Origin of the sequence: Bacillus sp. KH172YL63 (assembly GCF_011398925.1) — a bacterium.
Lineage (GTDB): Bacteria > Bacillota > Bacilli > Bacillales > Bacillaceae_B > Rossellomorea.
On the sequence record NZ_AP022842.1, the window covers coordinates 1,110,962 to 1,137,954 of the forward strand.

Annotated in this window: 29 protein-coding genes and 1 pseudogene; 19 read left to right on the forward strand and 11 right to left on the reverse strand. The window is 45.2% G+C overall.

Going from position 1 to position 26,993, the window contains the following annotated elements; translation table 11 throughout:
• Positions 1–2: 2 nt before the first annotated feature.
• The 4 genes and pseudogenes from KH172YL63_RS05560 (at position 3) to KH172YL63_RS05575 (ending at position 5,688) form a co-directional block, all read left to right on the forward strand.
• Positions 3–2,978 carry an ATP-binding protein gene (locus KH172YL63_RS05560; protein WP_173105173.1) on the forward strand — a complete coding sequence of 992 codons (2,976 nt, stop codon included), beginning with the start codon at positions 3–5 and terminating at the stop codon, positions 2,976–2,978.
• Between the two features lie 92 nt (positions 2,979–3,070).
• Positions 3,071–4,300 (forward strand): annotated as a pseudogene (locus KH172YL63_RS05565) (MFS transporter); the annotation flags it as partial.
• Between the two features lie 151 nt (positions 4,301–4,451).
• On the forward strand, positions 4,452–5,393 hold the full coding sequence (gene yhaM, locus KH172YL63_RS05570; RefSeq protein WP_173105175.1) for a 3'-5' exoribonuclease YhaM: 942 nt from the start codon (positions 4,452–4,454) through the stop codon (positions 5,391–5,393).
• Between the two features lie 115 nt (positions 5,394–5,508).
• The gene (locus KH172YL63_RS05575) at positions 5,509–5,688 is read left to right on the forward strand and encodes a sporulation YhaL family protein (protein WP_173105176.1); all 180 of its coding nucleotides are present in this window, start codon (positions 5,509–5,511) and stop codon (positions 5,686–5,688) included.
• A 48-nt stretch (positions 5,689–5,736) separates the two neighbouring features.
• On the opposite strand, the gene KH172YL63_RS05580 is transcribed toward KH172YL63_RS05575, so the two are convergent.
• A complete protein-coding gene (locus tag KH172YL63_RS05580) occupies positions 5,737–6,687 on the reverse strand; it encodes a peptidylprolyl isomerase (RefSeq protein WP_173105177.1) in 951 nt (316 codons plus the stop codon).
• 187 nt (positions 6,688–6,874) lie between these two features.
• Here KH172YL63_RS05580 and KH172YL63_RS05585 point away from each other — a divergent pair, with 187 nt between their 5' ends.
• From KH172YL63_RS05585 to KH172YL63_RS05595, 3 genes are all read left to right on the forward strand, one after another.
• Entirely contained in the window at positions 6,875–6,961 is an 87-nt protein-coding gene (locus KH172YL63_RS05585; RefSeq protein ID WP_032089275.1) for a YjcZ family sporulation protein, read from the forward strand.
• 86 nt (positions 6,962–7,047) lie between these two features.
• The gene (locus KH172YL63_RS05590) at positions 7,048–7,131 is read left to right on the forward strand and encodes a YjcZ family sporulation protein (protein WP_032089274.1); all 84 of its coding nucleotides are present in this window, start codon (positions 7,048–7,050) and stop codon (positions 7,129–7,131) included.
• A 111-nt stretch (positions 7,132–7,242) separates the two neighbouring features.
• Complete coding sequence (locus tag KH172YL63_RS05595) at positions 7,243–7,329, forward strand: YjcZ family sporulation protein (RefSeq protein WP_082051156.1); 87 nt, start codon at positions 7,243–7,245, stop codon at positions 7,327–7,329.
• 782 nt (positions 7,330–8,111) lie between these two features.
• Here the strand turns inward: KH172YL63_RS05595 and KH172YL63_RS21570 are convergent.
• Positions 8,112–8,291 carry a hypothetical protein gene (locus KH172YL63_RS21570; protein WP_232066128.1) on the reverse strand — a complete coding sequence of 60 codons (180 nt, stop codon included), beginning with the start codon at positions 8,289–8,291 and terminating at the stop codon, positions 8,112–8,114.
• A 175-nt stretch (positions 8,292–8,466) separates the two neighbouring features.
• Positions 8,467–8,943, reverse strand: a complete 477-nt coding sequence (locus KH172YL63_RS05600; RefSeq protein WP_232066129.1) for a DUF3267 domain-containing protein — start codon at positions 8,941–8,943, stop codon at positions 8,467–8,469.
• A gap of 248 nt (positions 8,944–9,191) precedes the next feature.
• Here KH172YL63_RS05600 and KH172YL63_RS05605 point away from each other — a divergent pair, with 248 nt between their 5' ends.
• Positions 9,192–9,521, forward strand: a complete 330-nt coding sequence (locus KH172YL63_RS05605) for a DUF1878 family protein (RefSeq protein ID WP_173105179.1) — start codon at positions 9,192–9,194, stop codon at positions 9,519–9,521.
• 1 nt (position 9,522) lies between these two features.
• Here KH172YL63_RS05605 and KH172YL63_RS05610 read toward each other — a convergent pair whose 3' ends face one another.
• Positions 9,523–10,098 (reverse strand): HTH-type transcriptional regulator Hpr, encoded by a 576-nt coding sequence (locus tag KH172YL63_RS05610; RefSeq protein WP_173108068.1) that lies wholly within the window; start codon positions 10,096–10,098, stop codon positions 9,523–9,525.
• Positions 10,099–10,418: 320 nt separating this feature from the next.
• The gene (locus KH172YL63_RS05615; protein ID WP_173105180.1) at positions 10,419–10,790 is read right to left on the reverse strand and encodes a YtxH domain-containing protein; all 372 of its coding nucleotides are present in this window, start codon (positions 10,788–10,790) and stop codon (positions 10,419–10,421) included.
• A 165-nt stretch (positions 10,791–10,955) separates the two neighbouring features.
• Between KH172YL63_RS05615 and KH172YL63_RS05620 the strand changes: the two genes are divergently transcribed.
• The gene (locus KH172YL63_RS05620; protein ID WP_138777326.1) at positions 10,956–11,150 is read left to right on the forward strand and encodes a membrane protein YhzF; all 195 of its coding nucleotides are present in this window, start codon (positions 10,956–10,958) and stop codon (positions 11,148–11,150) included.
• Between the two features lie 52 nt (positions 11,151–11,202).
• On the opposite strand, the gene KH172YL63_RS05625 is transcribed toward KH172YL63_RS05620, so the two are convergent.
• Both KH172YL63_RS05625 and KH172YL63_RS05630 read right to left on the reverse strand, forming a co-directional pair.
• Positions 11,203–11,739: a tryptophan transporter gene (locus KH172YL63_RS05625; protein ID WP_173105181.1), complete on the reverse strand. Its 537-nt coding sequence runs from the start codon at positions 11,737–11,739 to the stop codon at positions 11,203–11,205.
• 174 nt (positions 11,740–11,913) lie between these two features.
• Positions 11,914–12,336: an HIT family protein gene (locus tag KH172YL63_RS05630; protein ID WP_173105182.1), complete on the reverse strand. Its 423-nt coding sequence runs from the start codon at positions 12,334–12,336 to the stop codon at positions 11,914–11,916.
• A gap of 698 nt (positions 12,337–13,034) precedes the next feature.
• Here KH172YL63_RS05630 and KH172YL63_RS05635 point away from each other — a divergent pair.
• The 4 genes from KH172YL63_RS05635 (at position 13,035) to KH172YL63_RS05650 (ending at position 16,269) form a co-directional block, all read left to right on the forward strand.
• Entirely contained in the window at positions 13,035–13,778 is a 744-nt protein-coding gene (locus KH172YL63_RS05635) for an ABC transporter ATP-binding protein (protein WP_232066183.1), read from the forward strand.
• Positions 13,768–14,997: an ABC transporter permease gene (locus tag KH172YL63_RS05640; protein ID WP_232066130.1), complete on the forward strand. Its 1,230-nt coding sequence runs from the start codon at positions 13,768–13,770 to the stop codon at positions 14,995–14,997. The genes KH172YL63_RS05635 and KH172YL63_RS05640 overlap by 11 nt, the downstream gene beginning before the upstream one ends.
• A 53-nt stretch (positions 14,998–15,050) precedes the next feature.
• Positions 15,051–15,755, forward strand: a complete 705-nt coding sequence (locus tag KH172YL63_RS05645; protein WP_173105184.1) for an EcsC family protein — start codon at positions 15,051–15,053, stop codon at positions 15,753–15,755.
• A gap of 106 nt (positions 15,756–15,861) precedes the next feature.
• The gene (locus tag KH172YL63_RS05650) at positions 15,862–16,269 is read left to right on the forward strand and encodes a DoxX family protein (protein WP_173105185.1); all 408 of its coding nucleotides are present in this window, start codon (positions 15,862–15,864) and stop codon (positions 16,267–16,269) included.
• Between the two features lie 65 nt (positions 16,270–16,334).
• Here the strand turns inward: KH172YL63_RS05650 and KH172YL63_RS05655 are convergent, their stop codons facing one another.
• The gene (locus tag KH172YL63_RS05655) at positions 16,335–17,537 is read right to left on the reverse strand and encodes a M20 family metallopeptidase (RefSeq protein ID WP_269475198.1); all 1,203 of its coding nucleotides are present in this window, start codon (positions 17,535–17,537) and stop codon (positions 16,335–16,337) included.
• Positions 17,538–17,617: 80 nt separating this feature from the next.
• On the opposite strand from KH172YL63_RS05655, the gene KH172YL63_RS05660 reads away from it, so the two are divergent.
• On the forward strand, positions 17,618–18,211 hold the full coding sequence (locus tag KH172YL63_RS05660) for a phosphatase PAP2 family protein (RefSeq protein WP_173105186.1): 594 nt from the start codon (positions 17,618–17,620) through the stop codon (positions 18,209–18,211).
• Positions 18,212–19,078: 867 nt separating this feature from the next.
• On the opposite strand, the gene KH172YL63_RS05665 is transcribed toward KH172YL63_RS05660, so the two are convergent.
• Positions 19,079–20,476 (reverse strand): hypothetical protein, encoded by a 1,398-nt coding sequence (locus KH172YL63_RS05665; RefSeq protein ID WP_173105187.1) that lies wholly within the window; start codon positions 20,474–20,476, stop codon positions 19,079–19,081.
• Positions 20,477–20,716: 240 nt separating this feature from the next.
• Between KH172YL63_RS05665 and liaF the strand changes: the two genes are divergently transcribed.
• From liaF to KH172YL63_RS05680, 3 genes are read left to right on the forward strand one after another with little or no spacing between them, the layout of a single operon-like run.
• Positions 20,717–21,520 (forward strand): cell wall-active antibiotics response protein LiaF, encoded by an 804-nt coding sequence (liaF, locus tag KH172YL63_RS05670; RefSeq protein WP_173105188.1) that lies wholly within the window; start codon positions 20,717–20,719, stop codon positions 21,518–21,520.
• A gap of 27 nt (positions 21,521–21,547) precedes the next feature.
• Positions 21,548–22,576 carry a sensor histidine kinase gene (locus KH172YL63_RS05675; RefSeq protein WP_232066131.1) on the forward strand — a complete coding sequence of 343 codons (1,029 nt, stop codon included), beginning with the start codon at positions 21,548–21,550 and terminating at the stop codon, positions 22,574–22,576.
• Between the two features lie 17 nt (positions 22,577–22,593).
• On the forward strand, positions 22,594–23,247 hold the full coding sequence (locus tag KH172YL63_RS05680; RefSeq protein WP_173105189.1) for a response regulator transcription factor: 654 nt from the start codon (positions 22,594–22,596) through the stop codon (positions 23,245–23,247).
• An 81-nt stretch (positions 23,248–23,328) separates the two neighbouring features.
• Here the strand turns inward: KH172YL63_RS05680 and KH172YL63_RS05685 are convergent, their stop codons facing one another.
• Positions 23,329–23,904: a cysteine hydrolase family protein gene (locus KH172YL63_RS05685; protein WP_173105190.1), complete on the reverse strand. Its 576-nt coding sequence runs from the start codon at positions 23,902–23,904 to the stop codon at positions 23,329–23,331.
• Positions 23,905–24,096: 192 nt separating this feature from the next.
• Positions 24,097–24,603 carry an antibiotic biosynthesis monooxygenase family protein gene (locus tag KH172YL63_RS05690; RefSeq protein ID WP_173105191.1) on the reverse strand — a complete coding sequence of 169 codons (507 nt, stop codon included), beginning with the start codon at positions 24,601–24,603 and terminating at the stop codon, positions 24,097–24,099.
• A gap of 276 nt (positions 24,604–24,879) precedes the next feature.
• Here KH172YL63_RS05690 and hemE point away from each other — a divergent pair, with 276 nt between their 5' ends.
• Positions 24,880–25,911, forward strand: a complete 1,032-nt coding sequence (hemE, locus tag KH172YL63_RS05695; protein WP_173105192.1) for a uroporphyrinogen decarboxylase — start codon at positions 24,880–24,882, stop codon at positions 25,909–25,911.
• A gap of 90 nt (positions 25,912–26,001) precedes the next feature.
• A complete protein-coding gene (hemH, locus tag KH172YL63_RS05700) occupies positions 26,002–26,931 on the forward strand; it encodes a ferrochelatase (RefSeq protein WP_173105193.1) in 930 nt (309 codons plus the stop codon).
• The last annotated feature ends 62 nt before the right edge of the window (positions 26,932–26,993 follow it).

A 26,993-nucleotide genomic window follows, 5' to 3' on the forward strand; every position in this document is an offset into this window, starting at 1 on the left:
CCTTGAAGTTGATTGAACTTCATATTTACGGATATGGAAAGCTTGAGGATAAGCATTATCAATTGGGGGATCTTCAATTGTTTTATGGTGAAAATGAAGCCGGAAAATCGACGATTATGTCACTGATCCACAGCATTTTGTTCGGCTTTCCGACGAAACAGCAGGCCATGCTGAGATATGAGCCCAGGTCCTCGACGAAGTATGGGGGCAGGCTCGTTTGTGAGACTGCCGACCATGGGAAGGTGAGCATCGAGCGGATGAAAGGGAAAGCGACGGGAGATGTCACTGTCCAATTCGAAGACGGCAGGATTGAAGGGGAAGAAACCCTTCAACTCCTGCTTGGACAGATGGACAGGACCACTTACCAAAACATTTTCTCTTTCAATCTCGAAGGCTTGCAAAACATCCATCGCCTCAAAAAAGAAGACCTGAACCGTTACCTCTTCTCGGCAGGCTCCACAGGGACAGACCTTCTTTTACAGGTTGAGCAGGACTGGCAAAAAGAAAGGGAACAGCTGTTTAAGAAATCAGGAAGAAAACCCCGGATCAATACGGTGCTGAACGAACTGAAATCCCTCGAAAAAGAAGTGAGGGAAGGAAGGGAGAATAATGAGCAGTATCGGCCTCTGATCGAACAGCGCAGATCCCTGGAATCTGACATCTCTTCTCTTGAAGCGGAGAAGAAGACATTGGGAGCAAGAAAAGATGAGTTGACTTCAGTGAATGAAAACTGGGAAACGCTGGCCCGGTTCAAAGATGTGGAAGAACGCCTGAATGAGCTTGAAGGCATCGATTTCCCCATTAAAGGATTGGACCGCCTCAATGAGTTGAAAAGGGAAGAGCGGCAACTATCCGCTTCTCTTGAGACCCTGAAAGGAAAGCAAGAGAAGCTGCTGAAAAAATTATCTGCAGATGAAGAATCGGATACATATGTGAATGAACGTCCATTTATGGAGAAGATGCTGTCCCGTCAAGCCTTCTACATGAAGTGGCGGGAAGAGAACGCCGAGCGGATGAAAGAGCTCAAAAACCTGAGGGCGAAAATCGACGATACAATCAGGGAATTAGGCCTGCATATCGATGTGGAGAATATCCCTGAACTCGAGACTGGCATGATGATGGCAGACCGTATCGAACAGGCAGTAGAACGACAAACCGAACTTCTCCATGAACAGAAAAGCTTACACAAGGTGTATGAAGAAGAAGAGGACACACTGCATCTCATCGAACAAAAATGTGACAGCTTAGAAGACCGGCTGATGGAGGAAGAAGAATATCAGGAGCTGCAGCGGACAGTGAAAGCACAATCCGCGCAAAAAGCCTCCTACGAGCAGATGCAGTGGCTGAACATGCAAATGAAGGATGCGGAGGAAAGCTACAGAAGAAAGAAATCCTCCTTCTCTGGCCAGATGATCTTGAGCATGACGGCCCTTGTCCTCTTCCTTGGACTCGGCATTTGGGGAGTCATGTCAGGAAATGGGATTCTTACAGTGGTTTGCTTATTAATGGTCGTGCTCCTTGGGCTAACAGGAATGCAGGCGAGGCGCAACCTTCTTGAAGAAGCCCGCAGCCTTCAGCGGACGAAGAGCAGAGTCAAAGAACTGAAGCCTGAAGAGGTGAAAGACATTGAGCACCTCGATAAGGCAGAGCACATCCTGAATCAGCAAATGGAATACAGAAATGAATGGAAGCAGCGGATTCTTGCCCTGGAAGAGCAGGAAATGAAAATCCATCATCTCCGGAATAAAATGAAGGATGTGGAGAACGGGATCCACCTTGGTGAAGAAAAGCTGAATGATGTAAAGGAAGCCCTTCACCTGCCAACAGATTTCCATTGGAAGTGGCTCAGAGATGCCTTCACCAAAATCAAAGCACTGGTTGCTTCCTATGAAAGCTATAAACAATTGAACAGGGAAGTAGCGCATACCCGGGATAAATTGATTGATTATGAGAAAGAGACCGAGGATTGGTTTCAGCGTCATTCGTTGCCATTCACCACGGTGGATGAAGCGGGTGTGAAGTGGAAACACATCATCCAGGCGCTGGACAAACGTCAGCTGGAAGCAGGAAATATTGATTCTGAGCTTGAGGCCATCTCTTTTGAAATTGAAAAATATTCGAACGAGAAAAAAAAGATCAGGGATGAGATCCAGGCTCTCTTCCTGTCAGCAGATTGCAGGGACGAAGAGGCATTTCGGGAACGGGGCCTTCTGGACGAGGAACGCACTTCATTATCCACACAGTACGGTGCCATGAAGACGGCACTGACGGTAACCGCGTTCCATACATTTCTTGCGTTCAGCTCCCTGGAAGAGTGCAGGCATGAATTACGACGGATTTCGGATGAGGTTGAATCCTGTGTAAAGGAGCTTTCTCTACGTCAAAAAGAACTGGCGACGGTTTCCTATGAAATCAAGATGCTCGAAGAAGGAAAAAGTTACTCAGCACTCCTTCAGGAATTCGAAGGGAAGAAAGCAGAGCTGCAGGAACTCGCCTATGAGTGGTCGAAATACACCCTTGCCCAAGCTTCCCTGAAGAAAACGATGGACCACTATCAGAAAACAAAGATGCCTAAAGTGATGAAACTTGCAGAAGCAAACTTCCGGGAACTGACTGAAGGGAATTATCACAGAGTGTTTTTGATAGAAGATGAAATGATCAAAGTGGAAAGGAAAGATGGCGCCGTCTTTCACGCAGTGGAGCTCAGTCAAGGGACGAAGGAGCAGCTTTATATCGCGATCCGTTTTGCCCTCATTCAATCATTCAGGGACAAATATCCATTGCCAGTCCTGATTGATGACGGTGTTGTGAATTTTGACAGGTCAAGAACCCGTGCGTTCCTGTCCCTTCTCAGGAACATATCAGCACATCATCAGGTACTGTTCTTTACATGTCACCCCCATATCAGCGAAAGTTTCTCACAGGAAGAAACGATCCGTTTGAAAAGGGAAGAAAAAGAATCGAGTCCGACATTCTGACAGAAGAAAAGAACCATTCGCAATAATTGTCATATTTCGGTACAATAAACAAGTAGTTTTCATCAGAAAAACCGTGCAGATACAGAAGAAAAGAGTGCCGGAAAGAAGGAACACATGTTATGACAAAAACAAAAGGACGGAAACGAAATCGGGGACCCCTTGCCCTCTTGAGCTTTAATTTATTTATCGTCATGGTGGGGATCGGTCTGGTCATCCCGATTCTTCCTTTCTATGTAGAGAAATTCAATGCCAATGCCCAAACACTAGGTGCATTGGTCGCAGTATTTGCTTTTATGCAGTTTCTATTTGCCCCTGTGTGGGGACGGTTGTCCGACCGGATCGGAAGGAAGCCGCTGATCACGATCGGTCTCATCGGTTTTGCCGTCGCAGAATTTATCTTCGCTTTTGCGGTAGGCTTGTGGATGCTCTTTTTATCCCGTATCCTTGCGGGAATTTTCGGTTCCGCATTGATGCCGACAGCCATGGCATACGTCTCTGATGTGACCGATGAAGATAACCGCGGGCAGGGGATGGGGATCCTTGGTGCCGCCATGGGCCTCGGGATCGTCATCGGACCGGGGATCGGCGGATGGCTTGCGGAAATCGACCTTTCCTATCCATTCCTCTTTGCAGGCGTAGCGGCCAGTCTCGCAGCCATTGTCTCGGTCATCATCCTGCCTGAATCGTATCCTAAAGAAAAAAGGATCACTGACGGGGATGAAAAGCTGGAGAATCGCTTTGTCGTCATGAAAAACGCTGTGATGAGCCCGGTTGGATTTCTATTGGTGCTCGTCTTCATCATGAGCTTCGGGCTTGCCAATTTCCAATCGATCTTCAGCTATTATGCACTGGAGAACTTCGGATACGGACCCCAGGAAGTCGGGATCATCATCCTGATCATCGGATTGATTGGGACGATTGTACAGGGAGCAGGCGTTGGAAGAGCGACGAAAAGATTCGGCGAAGAAAAGGTTGTGACCGTATCACTGCTCATCAGCGCATTTGGGTTTGTGATCATGAATTTTGCGACAGATTTCACAGGGGTATTGATCACGACGGCGATTTTCTTCATCGGGAACTCGATGCTGCGCCCATCGCTGAATTCCCTGATCTCCAAACTTGCAGGTGAACGCCAGGGAACCGTCATGGGGCTGAATAACTCGTTCCTGAGTCTCGGGAACGTTGCAGGACCCATCCTTGCCGGAACACTGTTTGAATGGAATATCCACATCCCTTATTATTTCGGGGCATTTGTTATGCTTGTCGGCTTGGTTTCGACGAAAGTATGGATCGGGAAGAAAAAGAAAAGGGCACTCGTATAATGAAAACCGCCTCACACAGGCGGTTTTTATCATGAAGGGGACAGTGCTTCAAGAATGTGTGGTTATGGGGTATGAGAGCCCTTTCCAGCCCTTATCATCCATGAAATATGATATACTGAAAACACAATAATAGCAGGACGGAGGAATACACATGTCTGGTATCACACATTTCAACGTCGGGGAGACGATCGATCTACCCCTTTTAATCAAGACAATGACAAAAGGTACGACAAATACAGGAAAGCCGTTTTTGACGCTGATCCTGCAGGACAAGAGTGGAGACATGGAAGCGAAGCTTTGGGACGCTTCTGAGCAGGATGAGAAGGCATTTCAGCCTGAAACCATCGTAAGGGTCGTCGGAGACATCCACAGTTACCGGGGGAAGAGTCAGCTGAAAATCAAGCAGATCCGCCCTGTAGCGCCTGGTGATGGGTATGCGATTTCCGATTTCCTTGAAACGGCCCCTGTGAGCATGGAGGAAATGACGAGTAAAATCACCCAGTATATTTTCGAAATGACAAATCCGAATATCCAACGGATCACAAGGCATTTGCTCAAAAAGTATCAAAAGCCTTTCTTCGAGTATCCGGCTGCCACGCGGAATCATCATGAATTTGTTTCTGGCCTTGCTTATCACGTCGTCTCGATGCTTGACCTTTCAAAGGCGATTGCCGGGCTGTATCCTTCCCTTGATTCCGACCTGTTATATGCAGGAGTCATCCTCCATGACCTGGGTAAGGTCATCGAACTGTCAGGCCCTACCTCGACGACGTACACGATCGAGGGCAACCTGCTCGGACATATTACCATCATGGTGAATGAAATCGGGAAAGCGGCCGAGGAGCTTGGGATCGAAGGGGAAGAAGTCATGATCCTTCAGCACCTCGTGTTAAGCCACCACGGAAAAGCAGAGTGGGGAAGCCCTAAGCCGCCGTTGATCCGTGAAGCGGAAATCCTTCACTATATCGACAACGTGGATGCGAAGATGAATATGCTCGACCGGTCCCTTGAAAAAGTGAAACCGGGAGAATATACGGAAAGAGTCTTCGCCCTGGATAATCGTTCCTTCTATAAACCTACGTTTCATAAATGATCAGAAAGGACCCGGTCTTTAACCCGGGTCCTTTTTTTATGAATGGGGCATGTTTTAAATCTCCATCTCATATAGTGTAATAAAAGCAGGACAAACCTATAAGGAGATGAAGCAAATGACACTGCCCATTTGGATGTATCTGGTTGTAGCAGGGATCTTCGGAAGTGCCTTCATGACAATAAAATCTGCCAAAGAAGAAAAATCCTTGGAAGATGAATGGATCGAAAAAGAAGGAGAAGTGTATATCCACAGGATGGAAGAAGAAAAAGAAAAACGGCGTCAACTCTCGTCTTGATATAGCAAAAAGGACTGAAGGCTACGCATGCCTTCAGTCCTTTTTATATTATTCTTTACTTTCGCTTTCTGGTGCTTCTTCGCCTTCAGGAGCAGGCGTTTCTCCAGCTTCAGGAGCTGCCGGAGGATTTAATACCTCGTCAAAAGATTTCTTCAAATCTTCATCCTTGATGTTCAAATCCGCTTTTTCAATTTCAGCTTTCATCGCTTCCTGGATTTTTTGAGGATCCACTTTTGAAAGCTTCAATTCTTTTTCGATTTCCTTTTTCATTTCATCGAGAGATTTCTTCTCTTTCTTATCTGTCACTTCAATGATATGGAAACCATATTCTGTCTTGATCGGCTCGCTTACTTTGCCTTTTTCAAGCGTATCCAGCGCCTTTGAGAATTCAGGTACGAAATTCTGACGGCCTGCGTAGTCTACCCATCCAAGGCTTCCGCCGTTTTCAGCAGATCCTGGATCAGTGGAATATTCCTTGGCAAGATCTTCGAATTTCGCTCCATCAGCAAGCTTTTGCTGAACCTCTTTAACAGTCTTTTCGTCCTCTACAAGAATGTGGCGCACCTTGATGTCAGGCTTCCAGTTCTCATAGTATTCTTTCACTTCTTTCTCCGTCACCTTCACATCGGAGATCGCCGCTTTTTCTTGAAGCAGCTGAAGCTTCAAGTATTGTTTGAATGACTTCTCATCCAGATTGTATTGTTGTAAGAACATATCGAATTGAGGTCCTAATTGATCCTTCGCCTCATTCAGCTTTTCTTCCACTTCCTCTTTGGACACATCATACTTTTCTTCAAGTACCTTTGTGTAAACCAGTTCTTGAAGGGCTTGTTCCATTTGTGGAGTGAATTTTTGCTTCATTGATTTGTAAAGTTCATCCTTCGTTACATCTCCAGCCTTCGTTGTGGCAACAACGTCGCTGTCAGCGCCGTCCCCACTGCAGCCTGCGAGCCCGATGACCCCGGCAGCCAATGATACTGACATGATCCATTTTTTCATGGTGACCAACTCCTACAATATATTCGTTTGATAGCTTGGCAAATTTCTACAAACCATACTATAACACACTTATTCCATTTAAAAAAATATTTTCCAAACTAATCTTCAGAAAAATGGGCATTTTACACACCCATTTCCTAGGTTCCTTCATATGATAAGAGCGAAGAGAGAAAAGGAGGTAATAAATATGAGCTGTGGATACAATTCCGGATTCGCGTTAATCGTAGTGCTGTTCATCTTATTAATCATCGTTGGTGCCGCATATCTTTACTAAAAAAACCTAAATTTATGACATTAGCCTAAACAAATGGCAGCTAACTTGAATAAGATAAATTAGCGCTTCAAAGGAGGTGGGAAGTTATGGGTAATGCATACGGCGGAGGATTCGCGTTAATCGTAGTACTGTTCATCCTGTTAATCATTGTGGGTGCAGCATGGCTATAATTTTAGCCTCAGGAAAAAAGTTCATCGGATCATGACTGTAAGAGGGGGCAACTAAGCAAGGCTGGCCCCTTTTGCTCATATGCTTTTCATACATGAAAGGAGGAAGCGCATATGTCAGGTGCTTACGGCGGAGGTTTCGCGTTAATCGTAGTTTTATTCATTTTGTTAATCATCATCGGTGCAGCATACGTTTGCTAATCTAAATAGAGTGTGTTCAGCAGGTCCGGATTTGCCGGGTCTGCTTTTTTGTTGTGGGGGAGGTGGAGGTGGAGATGGATGGAGTGGAGGTCGGTAATATATTTGGAAAGTTGATAATATCCGTTTTAAGGGAGTTGATCCGTCGTCGAATCCACGCTTTCTGGCCCAATGGACGTCTGTGAACAGCAGGAACGGGTCATGATTGGGACGGAAAGGGTGAAAATAAGGAAGTTGATAATATATCCGGAAATTCGATAATAAATGGGTCAAAGTCGATAATATCAGCCTGGACTCGATAATATATCCGAAAAGTCGATAATATCCCGGCTAAAGTCGATAATATCCGTGTCAAGGTAGTCCATCCGCCGTCGAATCACGCTCGCCCGTCCCAGGATAAACCTGTAAACGGCAGGAACGGGTCAGGATTGGGACGGATGGAGGGGCGGAAAGGGTGAAAATGAGGAGGTTGATAATATATCGGGAAAGTCGATAATAAATGGGTCAAAGTCGATAATATCCAGCCTCGAGTCGATAATATATCCAGAAAGTTGATAATATCCCGGCCAAAGTCGATAATATCCCCAATCCAGCAGCCAATCCCCATCCCAAGCAGTCACTCCCCCACCCAATCCAAGCGAATAAAACGGCAAGTATAACACCCTCAATACAAACCTTCTCCCCCTCCCCATCACCCATCCCAATCACATGAAAAACCCCACCAGGCTGCAGCCTGATGGGGGTTTTTTGCCTGGGCTTCAAGATGAGCCGGCAAGCATTTGGTGCTATGTAAATAATATCTCTATGTATGAAGAAATCAGCAGTATGGTGATTAGGATATTGATGGTTCTAAACACCTTAGATTGGCGTTCTTCAGGTATTTCTTTCTGTAAACATAATGCATTTGTCATTTTATTTATATAAAATAAGATGAAAACTGCAAAGACTAAAAACATGGAGATCATCCAAACCCCTCCCCGTTATCTCCTATAGACTATACATTACCAAATTATTTGGCGGAATGGTAGCGTGAGGATTGGAATTCACGCATTTTCAATTGTGGATTTCCTTTTTTTATGGAAAAGAGAGAAGGATGATTTCTTCCATCGAGTGCTTTCGTTCAATGGTCATTCATCATCCTTACTGATATATCAATATTTCATATCCATCTTCGTTCTCTTCGATCAGTGCATTCTTTGGTGAATCCATCAGCTGCTTTGCATAAATGAAATCAATGGCACATATCCCGGAATGAAATGCTAGAAGCATTGAGAAGTAATGGGAATAATGCGGGAAATGCAGGCATGCATAAAGTAAAATGCTGTTCAGTACGAAAAAGGGTGCCACCAGGGCAACGAGATAATGGTATTTTGAAATCGGCTGGTCGACTCTCACTGAAAGGATCGGCAGCAGGTACATTCTCCGGTTGCATTTGAATTTTATCTTTTTCACAAACGGCAGGACCGGAACAATGTGAAAAAATTTATGCAAAGGATAGATGCTCATCAAACCTGCGAAAAATCCAAAGATATGGCGGTCGTAGAATGCGCTCGGAAAGAGCAGGTTGATCGGTACATATATGAGTGAAAAGACCATCATCATGATGATGGTTGACATAAGAAAGACTCTATAAAAACCGAATTGTTTTTCAAGATTAATTGTTTTCCAGCAATGCATAAAAAAATCGCCTCCATTAGACGAATTGTGGTGAATTAATAAGTGCTTTACATACTTTATTACGATTGCAGAAAAAAATCAATACATTTTAAGATGATTTTTTTCTTCTTTTTTGGGGATGGTTTTGAGGACAGGTATGTGATAGTTTTGTACAATAAGAGTAAGAGGAATTTAGTAGGTGATATGCAATGGATGAAGTACTTAAAAGATTAGAGAAACTTGAATATTATCAGCGGTTGATGGCTGAGATGATACCCGATGAAGGTTACCCGTTTCACCGGCTGATCATCCAAGGAGGCCTGTCTGAGGAAGAGGTTCAGGCGTTTTTACTGTTATGTGATAGATTGAGCAAGAAGTTTGAAAAACAAAAAGCGGAAGGATTTGTGTATCATACTCCGCTTTTTAAAGAATTTAAGAATGAGCTCCATCCAAAACTTGAAGTGAAAGAAGTGGTGGAGAGCTGCTTGGCTCAGGAATTATATCCTGCTCTGATGTATCATTTTAAGAAGAGCCTGTAGGTCAAGCGAGTTCTTCTTCATCTTGAAAAAGTTCACCGAGCTTTCCGTTGTCATCGGAGAAATCGTTTTCTATGTTATGAAACGACTTTTCAAAGATTTCCATAAAGTCATTTCCATAAATGTTCCGAACGACCGTCATCATTTCGATCATTTCAGGGAATTTCCCATATAATTCACGTAATGGGGCAACTCCTTGGAAGATCGAATGACTTTCAGGCTTGTAATTCTTCATCAGCTCCAGCAGAATTTTTTCCCCTTTATCGGTCAGCTGAATGTACGTATTCCGTTTGTCATTCTCCCGCTTGGAAAACCTCAGGAGTTCACGCTCCTCCAATTTCTTTGAGAAGTTAAAGGCAGTTGAAACATGCATCACCCCGAATTTGGCCACGTCTGATATGGAAGCACCCTTCAGATGATAGGCAATCCAGAGAATATGATGCTCGTTGATATTCAGGTCGTATGGCTTGATCCACTGCTGCCAGTCCTTTTCTATGGCCTTCCATAAAGCTTTACTGAGCTGGGCCATCCTTTGACTGAAAAGCATTGCCTCTTTCAAAGTAAATTCTCTTTCCTTCATCTCATTCACCCACTTTGCTAGAAAATCTTTTTCTGTCATGTGACGCATCGATCCTTGCAAGATAGTATCTCAATTGAACTTCTTTGTTAGCAGTACCAGAATGGTCATTCATCCACCTGTTGAAAAAAAAGAAAGCGCTTATATTTTATTATGCCAATAAAACAATAATTAATAAAGACTAAATTGACAAAATTTTTCGAAGTATATAATTTCTGGGGGTGGAATGTTAGGTATGACATGGGTGAAACCCTGTATGTACGGATAATTTTTTTTATAAAAAAGAAAATTCCCCGGCCGTATACAGGCAGGGGAAAGCTAGATCATTGATTTGTCGGATTCGCCGAATTGATTGATTTCTCAAGGTCTTCGATCGTTCGTTGGATGGACTGGATTTCTTCCTGGAGACGCTGGTTATTCGGTTCGGTGGAAGCCTGCCATTGCTTGAATGAGGCCTGAAGATCCTTGGAAAGCTGAAGGACCGTTTCTTTTCCTTCCTGTGAAAGGGTGCCGATGGATTCCTTTAGTTCACCGATGTGCATCTTCATTTCTTCGATGACTTCGTTCCAGTCATCTTTCTTTTCTTTGATTTGAGCACGGATTTCTTTTCCGGATGAAGGGGAAGTCAGCAGTGAAGCCAATCCTCCAACCACTCCTCCGATCAAAAGGCCGTAAGCAAGAGATTTCTTATTCATTGTCATTCACCTCGATATACTATGTCTATAATACTATATTTCTACAATCATTATGTATTCTCCTTTTCCCTTTTAACACAGATTGAAACAAGACGGCTCATATCTTCCCTTGCAAGCGCATAAAATAAAAGAAAAGAGGTGGTGGAGGGGGGAGGTCCTGACGCAATGGACGGGATAATCTTTGGTTTCTTTGCTCTCAGTGGCGTACTTTTTTTAAGCATGGTGTATAACTTTATCAGCATTCAAAGACCCGGCATGTATCCTCCTAAGAATATATTGAAAAAACGTGCAACGATCATGGGGTCCGGCGGGGTGATCACGTTTCTCATCGGTATCCTCTTGTGGTTTGCAGTCAGTTGATAGAAAAAAGCCCTCCATTTCTGCGCAATGGAGGGCTTTTCTATGATTTCAATCAGGACAGCTGTTCTGATGTGACAGCTTCCTGAATGGATGAGCGTTTTAAAATACCGTTGATGATCGGATACACAACGAACATCGCTCCGGCGTTCACAAGTGTTGCCGGAAGGACCACTGCTGCGAATAGAGCGAAGAACGCGCCAGGCAGACCAACGATCACATATGCGGAAAGCAGGAATACACTTCCTGATACCAGTGTACCGATTGCGGTAAGAACGGATGCACCTACCAATGAACGGGTGATTTTCTTTGTTGCAAGGAATAATCCGTAAAACACGAAGGCTGTGATCGGCTTATCGATCAGGTTTGGCAGGAATCCACCAGGGAATTGTGTTGTCAATCCTGAAATGACGCCTGTCAGCAGACCTAACAGCAATACGTTTTTCTTTGCCGGGAATAAAATAATGCCGAGAAACATCATCGTAAGCATCATGTCCGGCTTCATTCCTAAGAAAATTCCGGGGATCACTGTGTGCAGGACCGCCCCGATCCCAACTAATAATGATAGGGATACAAGTGTTTTTGTATTCATTTCTCATCTCTCCTCAACTAAACTGAACTTTTGTACTGCTTCTCCTGATGTGCACTATTGCCATCAGCGAAAAGATAGGTACATTATAACACATCGATGGATGTTGTCAAAAGTGCCGCAATCGTAAAAAGAGCCTGAACCCCTTGATGAAAGGGGAACAAGCTCTCTTTTAGTTTATGACAGATGCCCTTTGATGGAATCGGCAATTTCCTTCAGTTCTTCTTGTGTGTAGTCGTCGTTATGTGTTTTCCATACGGCGCCGAAGCCGTCTCCGTTTCCGTAGCGTGGAATGAAGTGCATATGGAAGTGAAAGACCGATTGACCGGCTTCTTCTCCAGCATTGCTCAACAGATTCATGCCGACCGGATTGAATTCAGCTTTTATACTGTTGGCGATTTTTGGTGCAACAGAGAATAAATGACTCGAGATATCCGGTGTAAGCTCGTATACGTTTTCCTTATGTACTTTCGGGATCAGGAGCGTATGCCCTTTCGTCACCTGGCTGATGTCAAGGAAAGCAAGGACGTGCTCATCTTCATACACTTTCATTGCCGGGATGTCACCATCGATGATTTTACAAAAAATACAGTCACTCATATTCATTTCCACCTTTCAGTAATGGTGTATGTATTTTATCATTAATAAGCTCATAAATGAAGAAGAGACAGGAACGATTTTCCTGCCTCTCTTCTAGAAGGGGTAATACTTTAAGGTTATATGTCAGGCTTCGTTTTCTTTGATAAACACCTCATTCGCTAGTAGCTTCGAAAAGTGTTCCATTCCTGGATAGAATGAACGTTGTTCAATGCGACCATCCCCTTATCTTTTAGCTATTTAAGCAATTAAGACAATAGAAACTGTAAGCCGTCTTGGACAAACACCTCATTTGCTATAAGGATGATATGTGTAAATCTCTGGAAACATGAATGACGTTGTGCAAACTGACCATCCCCTTATCTTGTAGGCTAAGAAAGCTTATAAAGTAAGTTGATTCAGTCATAATGTGCTTTAACAAACACCTCATTTATCAAAATTTGATGAAATGAATTGTGTGAGTATGTCATTCACTAAGGAAGACGACGAATCCTTCAAGTCGCAAACAATAGTGAAATCGGTTAGCTGGTCTTTAACAACCATCCCCTTTTTCTTATTGCTGGCCCCTTCTGATATTATGTTGTGCAGATCGTGAAGGAATATGAATTCTAAAATATGGTAGTGAGATGGAATCAAACATGCCTTCATCTCAATATTTTGATAAAATAGATACAATACAAGAAGAGAAAGGACGTTGGCTCGTGTCATTATTAGAAATCAACCACCTGGTGGGAGGATATACCCGCAAGCCTGTACTGAAGGATATTTCCTTTCGCGTAAATGCAAATGAAATCGTCGGCTTGATCGGCCTGAATGGAGCCGGAAAAAGCACGACCATCAAACATATCATCGGCCTGATGGAGCCTAAGCAAGGTGAGGTTTCCATCAATGGCCATACGTTGAAGAGCGATGCAGACCTTTATCGGAAGCAATTCTCATACATACCTGAAACACCGATTTTATATGATGAACTCACCCTTGAGGAGCATCTGAGACTGACTGCGATGGCATACGGCCTGAGTGAATCAGAGTACAAAGACAGAATCGACAAGCTGTTAAAGGCATATCGCATGGAGAAGAAAATGAACTGGTTCCCTGCTCATTTCTCAAAAGGAATGAAGCAAAAGGTGATGATCATGTGTGCGTTTCTCATTCAGCCTAGCCTTTATATCATCGACGAGCCGTTTGTAGGTTTGGATCCGCTCGGGATACAGTCGCTGCTGGATTGGATGGAAGAAATGAAGAGAAACGGTGCAGGCATCCTCATGTCGACACACATTTTGGCCACGGCAGAAAGATACTGCGATTCCTTCATCATCCTTCATGAAGGGAAAATCAGGGCAAAGGGGACGCTTGGTGAACTTCGCAAGGAATTCGCGATGCCGGATGCGACGTTGGATGATATTTATATCCAGCTGACGAAGGAAGAGTCTCATGATGAATAATGTGGAGAGTATCTGGAAGAAACGAATCGTAGAGTATAATCAAGAACTGCAGAAATATTTAAAGTACATGTTCAACGACCATTTATTGTTTGTCCTGATTTTCGCATTGGGGGGAGGAGCCTTTACGTATAATCAATGGGTCAAAACGCTTGACCCTGGCTTTCCCGCCCCGCTGATCATGGCGGTCATACTCGGATTCCTGCTTGCTTGGAGCCCAGTCTATACATTCCTGAGGGAAGCGGATGCCGTCTTTCTTTTACCACTTGAAGGACGCCTGACAAGCTACTTCACAAAGTGTATCTGGATCAGCTTCATGTTCCAGTCGTACATCCTTCTCTTGGCGCTTGCAGCCCTGATGCCGATGTATGTGGCCGTATCAGGTAACAGTTTCAGGACTTTCTTTCCACTGCTTGGCCTAGTTGGCATCCTGAAAGTATGGAATCTTTATGTGCGCTGGTTCATGCTGAGATATCAGGAAAAAGAAGCCCATTGGATAGACAGCTCGATCCGCTTCCTGTTAAGCGGGGCACTCGTCTTTCTTATCTTATCGGGAGCGGTCCTGTGGATGCCGAGCGTGCTCGCCGTCTCCATGCTTGGGTATGCCCTGTATTTCCATCAAGCCACAAAAGGAAAGAACCTTAAATGGGACACATTGATCAATCTGGAAGAACAACGGATGCTGATGTTTTACCGAATTGCCAATATGTTCACCGATGTTCCGAAGCTAAAAGGAAAGGTGCACCGGAGAAAATGGCTTGATCTGTTCGTACGGACTCCTTTTTCACAGTCATCTACATACCGTTATCTCTACATGAGATCATTGGTGAGGACGAGTGAATATTCCGGACTATACATTCGCCTGACCGTCATCGGGGTGTTGTTGATTTATTTCAACTCATCATTTATCTTCAGCATCCTGACCGCCCTGGTATTCTTGTATTTAACAGCTTTCCAGCTGATCCCGTTATACAAGCGGTATGATTATAAAATATGGGTGCTCATCTACCCGGTTTCAAGGGAATTGAAGACAACCTCTTTTCAAAAGATCATCGGGCAGTCGATGATGGTCCAGGCGGCTGTATTTTCCCTGCCTCTCCTGGTGAAGGGAGCCTGGCTCGAATCATTGATCACCCTGATAGCCGGTTTGACCCTTTCACTTTTCTTCAGTCAATTCTATCTGGTACAAAGGTTGAAGAAGATGGAAGAAACACTGTTTTAGTGAAACGATCCTTCAGGCACAAACGTATAGTATAAAAAGGATGGTGGTTTTCTTTGAACCGTGAGAAAGAAGAGCTTGAAGCATGGAAGCGGAAATATACGAGAAAATCTTCGGTATTTCAAAGGTTTTCAAAGCAGGCGCAGACGAAAGTGAACGGATGGATCCCGGAAAAAGCCCATAAAATCGTGACGGAAAGCATCAAGAAAATGGTGGAAGCCACACTAAAGGGGAGCGAATGGGTGTCGCTTCAAACGATTACGGTAAAACCGAACCTGGATGAGCGGGATGCTCTAATGAAAGAACGGATGGAATTTTACAGGAAAGCTGCGACCATTGAAGGCGCAGGGACAGGGGCCGGTGGGATCTTCCTTGGACTGGCAGATTTCCCGCTGCTTCTGTCCATCAAGATGAAGTTCCTAAGTGAATGCGCTGCGATTCATGGATATGATCCAAGACAATACGAAGAACGATTATTTCTTCTGCACGTCTTTCAGCTGGCCTACTCGAGTGATTCCCATAAAAGGGATGTCCTCCGGGTCATCGAAAACTGGGAGGAAGAGAAGGAAAAACTGAAAGATCTTGATTGGAAAACCTTTCAACAGGAATACCGGGACTATATCGACTTTGTAAAAATGCTGCAGCTCATCCCGGGAGTCGGGGCAGTCGTCGGGGCATATGCGAACTATCAGCTCCTCGATCAGCTTGGAGAGGTGGCAAAATTTGCTTATCGGATCCGGTACTTTCATGAGATAGAATAGGCATGGAGAGAGAAGGTCGAGCGAAGGCGTCGACCTTTTTCCTTACAATCCGTTATTGTTGTTTGGATGTAAGGAGATACAGCGCAGTAAAGAGGTGTATAGTATGATGAATAAACGGAAAAAAGGATTGAAAATACTCGGGCTCTTCCTGTTTTCAGTTTTCTTCTTTGGAGCAGGGGTATCACATTTCATCGAGGCACAGGGATTTGCGAAGATGATCCCGCCTTTCATTCCCTTGAAGGAAGAACTCGTCTATATCACGGGAATCATTGAATTCCTGCTGGCATTTTTATTATTGATTCCGAAGACCAGGGAAAAGGCCGGGATCATCACCGCGATTTATTTGGTACTTATTTTCCCAGCAAATATATATGCTGCCATGAAAGGAATCCCTGCACCGGGACAGGAGGAAACAAATCACCTCCTCCTTTGGATCAGGCTATTGTTCCAGCCGCTCCTGATCTGGTGGGTCCTGTCTGTGAGCAAAGTGGAGCAGCAGCACCGGTTTTATTAGAATTGAAAGAAAAAAACCAAACGCTTCGGATGTTGCAAAAGTCCGAATGGGTTTGGTTTTTGTTTTTATTTAGAAACAGCTTGTGATGCTGCATGTTTCTCCTGAAAGTGAAGGGTCGCACTTGCAAGTGATTTTGCCGCTATCAGAAGTGCTTTTTCGTTAATATCGAACTTCGGGTGATGGTGAGGGAATGCGATGTCCACACCATCAGGCTTTGCCCCGGTAAAAAAGAATGTTCCCTTTACATGTTCCAAATAGTAGGCAAAGTCCTCGCCGCCCATCTGCATCTCAATTTCTTCCGCGGTGTGAATCTCATCTACAGTCCCTGCGCACTCGACAAAAAGATCTGTTTCTTCGCCGTGATTCACGACGGCCGGATACCCACGGTCATACGTATAGTCGAATTCACAGCGGGCAGAGAGACAAGCACCTTTGGAAATCTGACCGATTTCTTCTTCAATCAGGTCCCTCACTTCAGGATTAAAGGTCCGGACCGTACCGATCAATTTAGCCGAATCGGCGATAACATTGAACGCATTGCCGGCGATAAAGGAACCGATCGTCACGACAGCAGGTTCAATCGGATTCACCCTTCTGCTGACAATCTGCTGAAGATCTGACACGACCTGGGCCCCCACCACGATAGAATCCTTCGTTTTATGAGGCTGTGCACCGTGACCGCCGGAACCCTGGATCAGGATTTCGAACCGGTCGGCTGAAGCCATGACAGGTCCGGTACGATAAAGGACCTTCCCGACGGGCTCGGTTGCCCATAAATGAGTCCCGAAAATCACATCGACCCCATCCAGGCAGCCCGCTTCAATCATCGACCTGGCCCCGCCCGGCGCATACTCTTCCGCATGCTGATGAATCAGAACGACCGTCCCTTGCAGGGTATCGCGCATCGCGTGGAGCGACTTTCCCAGTACGAGAAGGGAAGCCGTATGTCCGTCATGACCACAGGCGTGCATGACGCCCGGAACAGTCGATCGGTATGGCACATCCTTCTCATCCTGAATCGGCAATGCATCAAAATCGGCACGCAAAGCCACTGTCTTCCCAGGGAGGCTACCCTGTATCCGGGCGACAACCCCGTTGCCCCCGACCCCTTCTTCCACAGGGACGCCGATATTTCTGTAGTAGTCTGCAATATACTTCGCAGTATTCTTTTCCTTGAAAGATACTTCCGGATGCTGATGGAGATAGCGCCGGATTTTAACCATTTCGTCCCAATGACTTTCTAATTTCTGATATAATTCATTCAGCAAGTGAAGAACCCCCTAATGATTGGTAATAGTAAGAATATTATAACATTAAAAGTCCCGGGGAGAATATCTAGGAGGAAACAATGAAGAAAATCCACTACATAACAGCTATTATTTCATTTTTATTATTTATGTCTATCGCTCATTTTGTTTTTTACGGAATGGAGATTTTCGGCGAGAACTACCTGATGACAAACATGAAAGACCTTCATTTTCTGGTTCCATTTTCAGTGATCGGCACCGAGATTGTGATTGGAATTGCATCCGTTGCACTGATTCTGTATCTTTGGTGGGGCAAGAAAGACTACGTGGGAATCCTGACAGTCGTCGTCCTTGTCGCAGGGAGCAACGTGCTGAACAAACTTATCAAGAGCCTGATGAAAAGAGAAAGACCGACGTTTGCACATATTGAAGAAGGATTCAGCTTCCCAAGTGGCCATGCCATGGTCGGATTGGTCTTTCTACTGGTGATCGCTTACTTCATCAGCAAAGAATGTGCCTCCGTACGAATAAAAGCGGCAGTCTACACATCTGCCGTCCTCCTGGCGCTCCTCACAGGATTCAGCCGAATCACCCAGGGAGCCCACTACCCATCAGACGTAGCAGCAGGCTTCCTGCTCGGATATGCATACTTTGTTCTATGCATCTTCCTGTATGAGAAGCGGGGAAGGGATTAGGAGATTGGATTTAGAGGGACAGGTTTAGGAGCTTTAAGGGGACAGCGTTAAGGGGACGGACCTTGGAATTGGGGTCCGTCTTTTTTTGTGGCATGGGCAGGGGGGAGTTGCGGTTTGGAGATTTGGTGACTTGGACGAAGGGGATGGGCACATTGCTGTATGTTCAGGGAGGATAATTACGCAATGAACCCTTATAGTTACGTAATAAGTGTTGAAAGTCACGCAATAAATGGGTGAAGTTACGCGATAAATGTTTGAAGTTACGCAATAAGAGCTTTAGCGTGGAATAAAACAGTGAAAGTACCAGTGGAGAACCCCTTTTTGAATGCAAGATTTTTAATAAAGATCAAATATTGCAGGGAAACGCATGGTATGAGAATGAAAACAGTTGTATTCGTACGAAAACGGATTAAGGGCGGCGATCGCTCACTAAGCTTTTAACATTTGCCCGGTGAGCTGTGATAGCAGCGTGATCCGCACACCTTCTCACTGTTGAGAAAGGTCAATTACGCAATGAACCTCTAAATTCGCGCAATAAATGCCGAAAGTTACGCAATCCCCCCGGAAATTCACGCAATAAAATATGAATCTCACGCAATAAACGTCTCCACCCTACAACCAACCGCCTATATCCCGGCTCTATCCTTCAAAAATTCCGGAGCGACCATCCCTGTCACCCCAAAAACAACCTTTCCAACGCAAATCAACTACCAAACCACACACAAAACCGGAATTCTACTCAATTTTTTAAAGATCTCCATGAAAAACAATCATCCCCGAAGAAAACCACCTTCCCACGTGTCCCAGTCCCAAACCAAAAAAGAGGGACGGACCTCAAAACCGAGGTCCGTCCCCAAAAGCCCAAAGTCATATCAAAAACATGGCCACGATGGTGGTGGCGGTTAAGCCGATGAGGACGGGGAGGAGGTTGCGGCGGGCGAGTTCGAATGGGTCGACTCCGCAGATGGCGGCTGCGGGGATGAGTGCCCATGGGACGAGTGTGCCTCCTCCGACCCAGATTGCTGCCACCTGTCCGAGGGCGGTGAGTGTCGCGATGCCGGAGCCGATGCTTTCTGCGAAGAGGTTGGCTACGGAGCCGGCGAGGGAAATGCCGGAGAATCCTGATCCGTCCAGTCCGGTGATGGCTCCGACAGTGGTAAGCGTGATCGCCCCGACCGCTTTGGAGAGGGGAACGGCAGCGGCGAGGGAAGCGCCGAGGTCATTGACAATTCCTTGTGACGTGGCAGGGAGAAAGTCGCCGATGATCGTCTGAAATCCCGAATCACCCAAGTAGAAGAAAGCGGCGATTGGAATGACGGGGCCGAACACTTTGAAGCCGAACTGAAATCCTTCAATCATGTAGCTTGTCGTTTTCTCCAACCCTTTTCCTTTGTAGGCGGCCAATGAGATGAGAAGCAGGATGAGGATGGAGGTACCGCCGATGAGTGCCGTTGCATCTCCGCCCTGCAGATTGAATACGACCATGGCAGCGATATCCAGTCCGAAGAGAACGGGAATGAGAAGGGCGATGACCCTCTTCCATTTTGTTGAAAGAAGCCCGGGTTCCGTTTTATCATCCTCCTGGAGCGTCATAAGGGAGCTGGAGTCCACTTTCAGGATTCCCTTTTTCATATCCCTTTTTAAGAAAATGAAGGCAGTAACGGTGGTGACGGCACCCATGACAATGATAAGGGGGATGCTTGCTGAAATGACTTCGGAGACCGGTATACCTGCAGCATCTGCAGTCAGTTTTGGTGCCGCCTGAATGACGAAGTCCCCGGAGAGGGCGATACCGTGGCCGAATAAGTTCATGGCCATGGCGATGCCAAGCGCAGGTAAACCCACCCTTAAGGCGACGGGTACCAGAACGGCTCCAAGGAGGGCGACTGCCGGAGACGGCCAGAAGAACCAGGAGATGAACATCATCAACAGTCCGATCGTCCAATAGGCAAGGGCAGGTGTCCGGATGAATGTTGTGAAGGGACGGATCATGACATCGTTAATGCCTGTCGATGTAAGTCCTTTGCTCATGGCTACGATGATGGAAATGACGAGAATGGTAGAAAGGAGTTCGGTGATGGCGAAGATGAAGCTGTTGAATATGCTGCTGATGGAGCCGCTCAATGAACCTGTTGCAACGAGGGCGATGCTGAAGATCCCGATGATACAGACAATCGTTGTATCTTTGCGAAAAATCATAAATAGGATGATCAATCCTATGAAAGCTAAATAAATCCAATGAAGAGAAGTCAAATCAATCCCCACTAGAAAAACCTCCTCATAAATACTTCTTCAATCTTTAGGCGTTTGCCCTGAACTGTAGTATAGATTATGAAAATATGAGGAAGATGTGAAACCGCTCCTGAAAGGTTTTTCCGTCTTCAGACGGAGAAGGAATCGTGCCGATGCTCCTTCTCCGGAGGGGAAAAGGCACCTATAATGAATATCAAACAGGAGTTTGTCAATTTTTAGCGAACTTATAGTAAATGTGAGGGTGGTGTCTATATGAGGTATCAGGGAAGGAAACAATGGTTCTTCTCATTCCTGTTATTGATGACAGGACTGCTGTTGTTACTGTTGAATATTGGTGTCATTTCCTTGGAAATAACGCAGATATTTGTCAATATAGTTCCTATTTTGTTACTGCTGCTTGGTGTGAAGTGGACGGTAGACAGTATGTTGAGGAAAAGTTTCGGGAAATTATTATTTGGGCTTTTCAGTTTGGTGTTTGGACTGCTCATTCTCCTGGACAGGTATGAGGTAATGGTATTCGATTATGAGAACTGGTGGAAGCTGTGGCCGATCTTTATCATTGCCATTGCGATTAACCGGGTCATCCTGAAGAAGCCGATCAAGGTAAGCATCAGCAATGAATATCCTTATGATAAGGAGTCTGATTTTGAAAGCGGGGCAGAACATACGCCGCGGCCGAAAAAAAACAAGATGAACAGGGGCTTCATAGTCGGTGACATCCGCTTCTCAGAGCCGAATTGGCCGCTGGAGAATATGAAACTGTACAATGCGATAGGAGATTACTATTTTGACTTCAGTAAGGCGTATATCCCTGAAGGTGAATCTACGATCGATATTAAAGGCTGGATTGGTGATGTGAAGATGATCATCCCTGAAAATGTCCCGGTGGAGATCGACTTGAGAGTACAGGTGGGGGATGTGAAGTTATTTGAACAAAAATCTGCAGATATCCGTTCAGAACTTTACTATCGTTCTCCTGAATACGAATCGGCAGCAAAGAAGATCAAGCTGACCGTTGATGTGAAGATCGGTTCAATCCGCATTAATCGGGTGTAATAACCATGTTGGAAAGGAGGAAAAGGCTTGAACAAATCCTCTAATATTCGAAATTGGATTTTTAAAAGTTTCTTCATGATGTCAGTCATGGCCGTATTGCTGTTTTTTGTTTCCCTGCAAGTTTATTTGATGCTATCGGACAGGCCCAGTATATCACTTCAACTGTCAATCTACCTGACCCTGTGGCTCGCTTTCATTCTATTGTTATTAAGCATTTATTTCGGTTTTCGTACAGGATATACGTTCAAGGGAAGGATCGATGATATTTCGACTTTCATTACGTTATTGAGAAGCGGGAAGTTTTCTGCCCGGGTCGATCGTTTCGAGCATGATGAGCTTGGAATATTATCAGATGAATTGAATCAGCTGGCTGTGTATATCCAGGAGCAGGTGAAATCTTTGCAGCGCCTGGCTGATGAAAAATCCGAACTTGCCGATCAGGCCCATCAGGCTGCGGTCATGGAAGAACGTCATCGGCTTGCCAGGGATTTGCACGATTCGGTCAGTCAGCAATTATTCGCGTTGAATATGCTCTCTTCCGCAGCCCAGAAGAGTGTCGGGAAAGACGGCGGGAAAGTGGAACTTATCGTGAAACAGATCGCCGATATCGCCGGTAAAGCACAAGGTGAGATGAGGGCACTTTTACTCCATCTGCGGCCGATAGATTTAAAGGGGGAAAGTCTCTGTGAGGCGTTGACGATCCTGATCAGGGAGCTGAAAGAAAAGACAATGATTGAAATCGATGCGACACTTGAGGGCATCGATGATTTGTCAAAAGGGACGGAAACCCATATGTTCCGGATCATCCAGGAAAGCCTCTCCAATATACTTCGCCACTCGGAAGCGACGAAAGTGAAAATCGTGACGGAGAAAAAGGGTGGTTATGTTTCTTTATATATCAGTGACAACGGCAAGGGCTTTGATTTAAAGAAGAATAAGATGACGTCTTATGGACTTCAAACGATGAGGGAAAGGGCCGAGGAAATCGGCGGGAGGTTTCAGATCCGCTCGAAAGAAAGGGAAGGTACATATATCGACCTTCGCATCCCGGTTTAATGAAAGGAGGAGAATTCATGGAAAAAGTTAAGGTGATGATCGTGGATGATCATGAGATGGTCAGGTTGGGAATGAAGACCTATCTACTGACAGAGGAAAGGATTGAATTCCTCGGTGAAGCGAGCAGTGGAAATGAGGCGGCAAAGCTCGCGAAACTGTATATGCCTGATGTCATTTTGATGGACTTGTTGATGGAAAACGGTAACGGGATCGAGGCGACGGAGAAGGTCCTGAGCTTCCATCCCCACTGTAAAATCATCATTCTGACGAGCTATTATGATGATGAAAAGGTGTTCCCTGCCATTGAGGCTGGTGCCCATAGTTATTTATTGAAAACGGCAAGTGCAGAAGAAGTGACGGAGGCCGTTTATAAAGCGGTGAAAGGGGAAGCGGTCATTGCGTCGAAGGTTGCAGATAAAATGCTGAACCGCTTCCGTCCTCAGAAAAAGATGCCCCATGAAGAGCTGACATCAAGGGAAATGGATGTTCTGAAATGTCTGGGTGAAGGGATGACGAATCAGCAGATTTCCGAGATGCTGTTTATCGGGATCAAGACAGTCAAAACGCATGTCAGCAACATCCTGAGTAAACTTGGTGTCGATGACCGCACTCAGGCAGCGGTTTATGCGAATCGGAATGGTATTTTGCACGGGGAAGAAAAGAAAGGATAAGCAACATGCAAAGGGGCTTAGTCAGAAGGAATGGAAACATTCCCCTTGACTAAGCCCCTTTGCAGGATAGAAAGAGATGAGTTAAAAAGTGACCGGTTTGCCGGATTTCAAAACAGATGATATCAGATGTTCGGTTGTAGAGATGGTGGCATACTGCCGGTGGAGATTGGCCAGTGAGAGGTTATGGACAATTTCTGCTGAAAACAATGAACCATCATATGAGTAGGTTTCAAAGCAGGCGGCGGCATCATGTGCGACCGTCACATCGTATCCCAGGTCTGCGGCCATGCGGACGGTGGCAGAGACACAGTGGTTTGTGGTGAAACCCATCGTGACAAGGGATGTGAATTTTTCCTTTTTTAAGAATAAATCCAGATCGGTATCGATAAATGCGCTGTTCACGTGCTTAATGATTTGTTTTTCCCCCCGTAAAGGCTGAAATTCGTCAATAAAGTCGAAACCGGCAGAGCTTGAATGAAGCAGTGATTCCATATCAATTGAAGAGTGCTGAACATGAACAAGCGGCCATTCTCTTTCTCTCCATCTTTTTAAAAGATGATAGGCGTTCTTTTCCATATCCGGATTGTTTCGTTTTCCCCATGAAGGATCACTAAAGGCTTTTTGAAAGTCAATCAGAAGCAGACAGGTTTGACTCATCGGTACTCCTCTCCTTTCATACAGGGTAGGAAGGTCAGGTGTTGAGACCAACACGATAAAGTATACTGTTAATTTTTTGTAATTATGTATGTACACCTGAACTGTTATGTTAAGATTCTTCCGCTTCACCAAAAGATCCGGACGCACCTGATTCCGTTGAATTCAGTGCGTCCGGATCTTGATGTGACAAATTTAAGATTGTGATGATACGTGAAATTTCGTTACGTAGGAAGCGCGGGGGAAGATATCCTTCTTCTGATCGATCCCTTCCTCTGTCCCACGTTTTGCATGTGCTTTCTCATATTGCTTCGACTCCTGCCAACCGTGGAAGCTTTTTTCATCTTCCCAAAGTGTCATAATCACATATGTATCACTGTCGAGAGGACGGAGTACACGGATGGCTGTAAAGCCCGGCACTTCTTCGATTAATCCTGCACGATTTTTGAATCGGTATTCAAACAGGGGGCGGCCCTCGTCTGAAACTGGGATGTTGTTGAATACGGCATATCCTTTATTTTCAAGCTCACCGGACTGATCGACGATTTCATAGCGTCTGGGGGATTCAAATACGCTTTCACCGTTCGTCTCGTGTACAAGCAGTGCATCCTCTCCCTGCATCAATATCATCTTCTCATCCTTGTTTTCATTCTGGATTTTCTGCAGGAAGTCATGGGTTCCCGTCGTCATAAAAAGCTTCATCCAAATCACCTCGATTAAGTAGTACCTTCTATTATACTGTTCCCTTTTCTTCTGCGCATGTAAACGGATTTATGGACATTTTTTCTTTTCTGCGGGAAAATCGGCAAATTTATGACATTTTCCCTTGATAACTATACATTTCTCTTTAAAACGCTTATAGTTTATAAGGGTTACAATCTGAACGGTCAGAGGGAAGTTAGCGCAATTTTAGAATCTACTCAAATTAGTATACAATGGGAATAATGGAGTTACATAGAAAGGTGGACGAACAAAGGTATGAAACAGATGAATGATACGTTTTTACGAGCGGCAATGGGGGAAAAAACGGACTATACGCCAGTATGGTATATGAGACAAGCCGGTCGTTCCCAGCCTGAATATCGAAAAATTAAGGAGAAGTATTCTCTTTTTGAAATCACGCATCAGCCGGAGCTTTGTGCATATGTGACGAGGCTGCCTGTCGAGCAATATGATGTGGATGCAGCGATCCTTTATAAAGATATCATGTCACCGCTTCCATCTATCGGTGTGGATGTTGAGATCAAATCAGGGATCGGCCCTGTCATCGATAATCCCATTCGTACGACTGCGGATGTGGAGAAGCTTGGGGAAATCAATCCAGAGCAGGATGTCCCTTATGTTCTTGATACGATTAAATTATTGACGCAGGAACAATTATCGGTTCCGTTAATCGGATTTGCCGGTGCCCCGTTCACGATGGCGAGCTATATGATCGAAGGCGGACCTTCCAAAAACTACAACAAAACGAAAGCTTTCATGTATGCAGAACCACAAGCCTGGTTTGCACTGATGGATAAATTGGCTGCAATGACGATTACATATGGGAAAGCACAGATTAAGGCAGGTGCCTCGGCTTTCCAAATTTTCGATTCTTGGGTCGGCGCGCTTAATGTGCAGGATTACCGCACGTTCATCAAGCCGGTTATGGAAAAGATCTTCAATGAATTGAAGGAAGAGAACGTTCCATTGATCATGTTTGGCGTAGGGGCAAGTCACCTGGCAAATGAGTGGCATGACCTGCCCATCGATGTCGTTGGCCTGGATTGGCGTCTGCCGATTACAGAGGCACGTGACAGAGGCATTTCGAAAACGGTTATGGGCAACCTGGATCCTGCCATCCTGTTAGCTCCTTGGAACGTGATTGAAGAGAAAGCAAAAGAGATCCTGGATCAGGGCATGGAGCTTCCAGGACATATTTTCAACCTTGGTCACGGGGTATTCCCGCAGGTCAATCCGGATACGTTAAAGCGTTTGGCAGCATTCGTTCATGAATACAGTGCAAGATAGAACACATTCATCAGTGCTTATTCATGGATTCAGAATAAGAAGCATGGCACAATAATGGAATGTAGGAAACTGATAATGAGGTGAAATGGTATGTCAAAGAAGAAAATGGGCCTGTTGGTGATGGCTTACGGGACTCCTTATAAAGAAGAAGATCTGGAACGGTACTACACACATATCCGTCACGGAAGAGCGCCATCAAGTGAACTGCTTGAAGATCTCCGGGAACGTTACGAAGCGATCGGAGGGATCTCTCCACTCGCTGGCATCACCCTGGATCAGGCGAAGAGCCTGGAAGAACATTTAAATTCCATTCAAGACGAAATCGAATTTCACATGTACCTGGGCTTGAAGCATATCGAACCGTTTGTTGAAGACGCAGTGGAAAAAATGCATGAAGACGGCATTGAAGAAGCAGTATCGATCGTACTTGCTCCTCACTTTTCAACATTCAGCGTGAAGTCATACAATGGACGTGCGAAAGAAAAGGCAGCACAACTGGGTGGACCTGTGATCACGTCAGTTGAGAGCTGGTATGATGAACCGAAATTCATTCAATATTGGGTGGACCGTGTGAAAGAAACGTATGCAGGAATGTCTGAGGACGAACGCAGCAAAGCTGTCCTGATTGTATCTGCACACAGTTTACCTGAGCGGATTCTTCAATCGGGTGACCCTTACCCGTCTCAATTGGAGGAAACGGCCAAGATGATTGCTGAAGGGGCAGGCGTGACTGAGTATGCAGTCGGCTGGCAAAGTGAAGGGAATACCCCAGATCCATGGCTAGGTCCTGACGTACAGGATCTTACAAGGGAACTGCACAAAGAAAAAGGATTTACAACTTTTGTTTATACACCGGTAGGATTTGTGTCAGACCATCTAGAAGTATTATATGACAATGACTATGAGTGCAAAGTGGTGACAGATGAGATCGGCGCTTCGTACTATCGTCCAGAAATGCCAAATGCCAAGCCTGAATTCATCGATGCCATGGCGGATGTCGTGTTAAAACACTTAAAATAATGCTGGCTAAGGACTGAAGCAAGAGATCACTCTCATTGCTTTGGTCCTTCTCTTATGGGAAT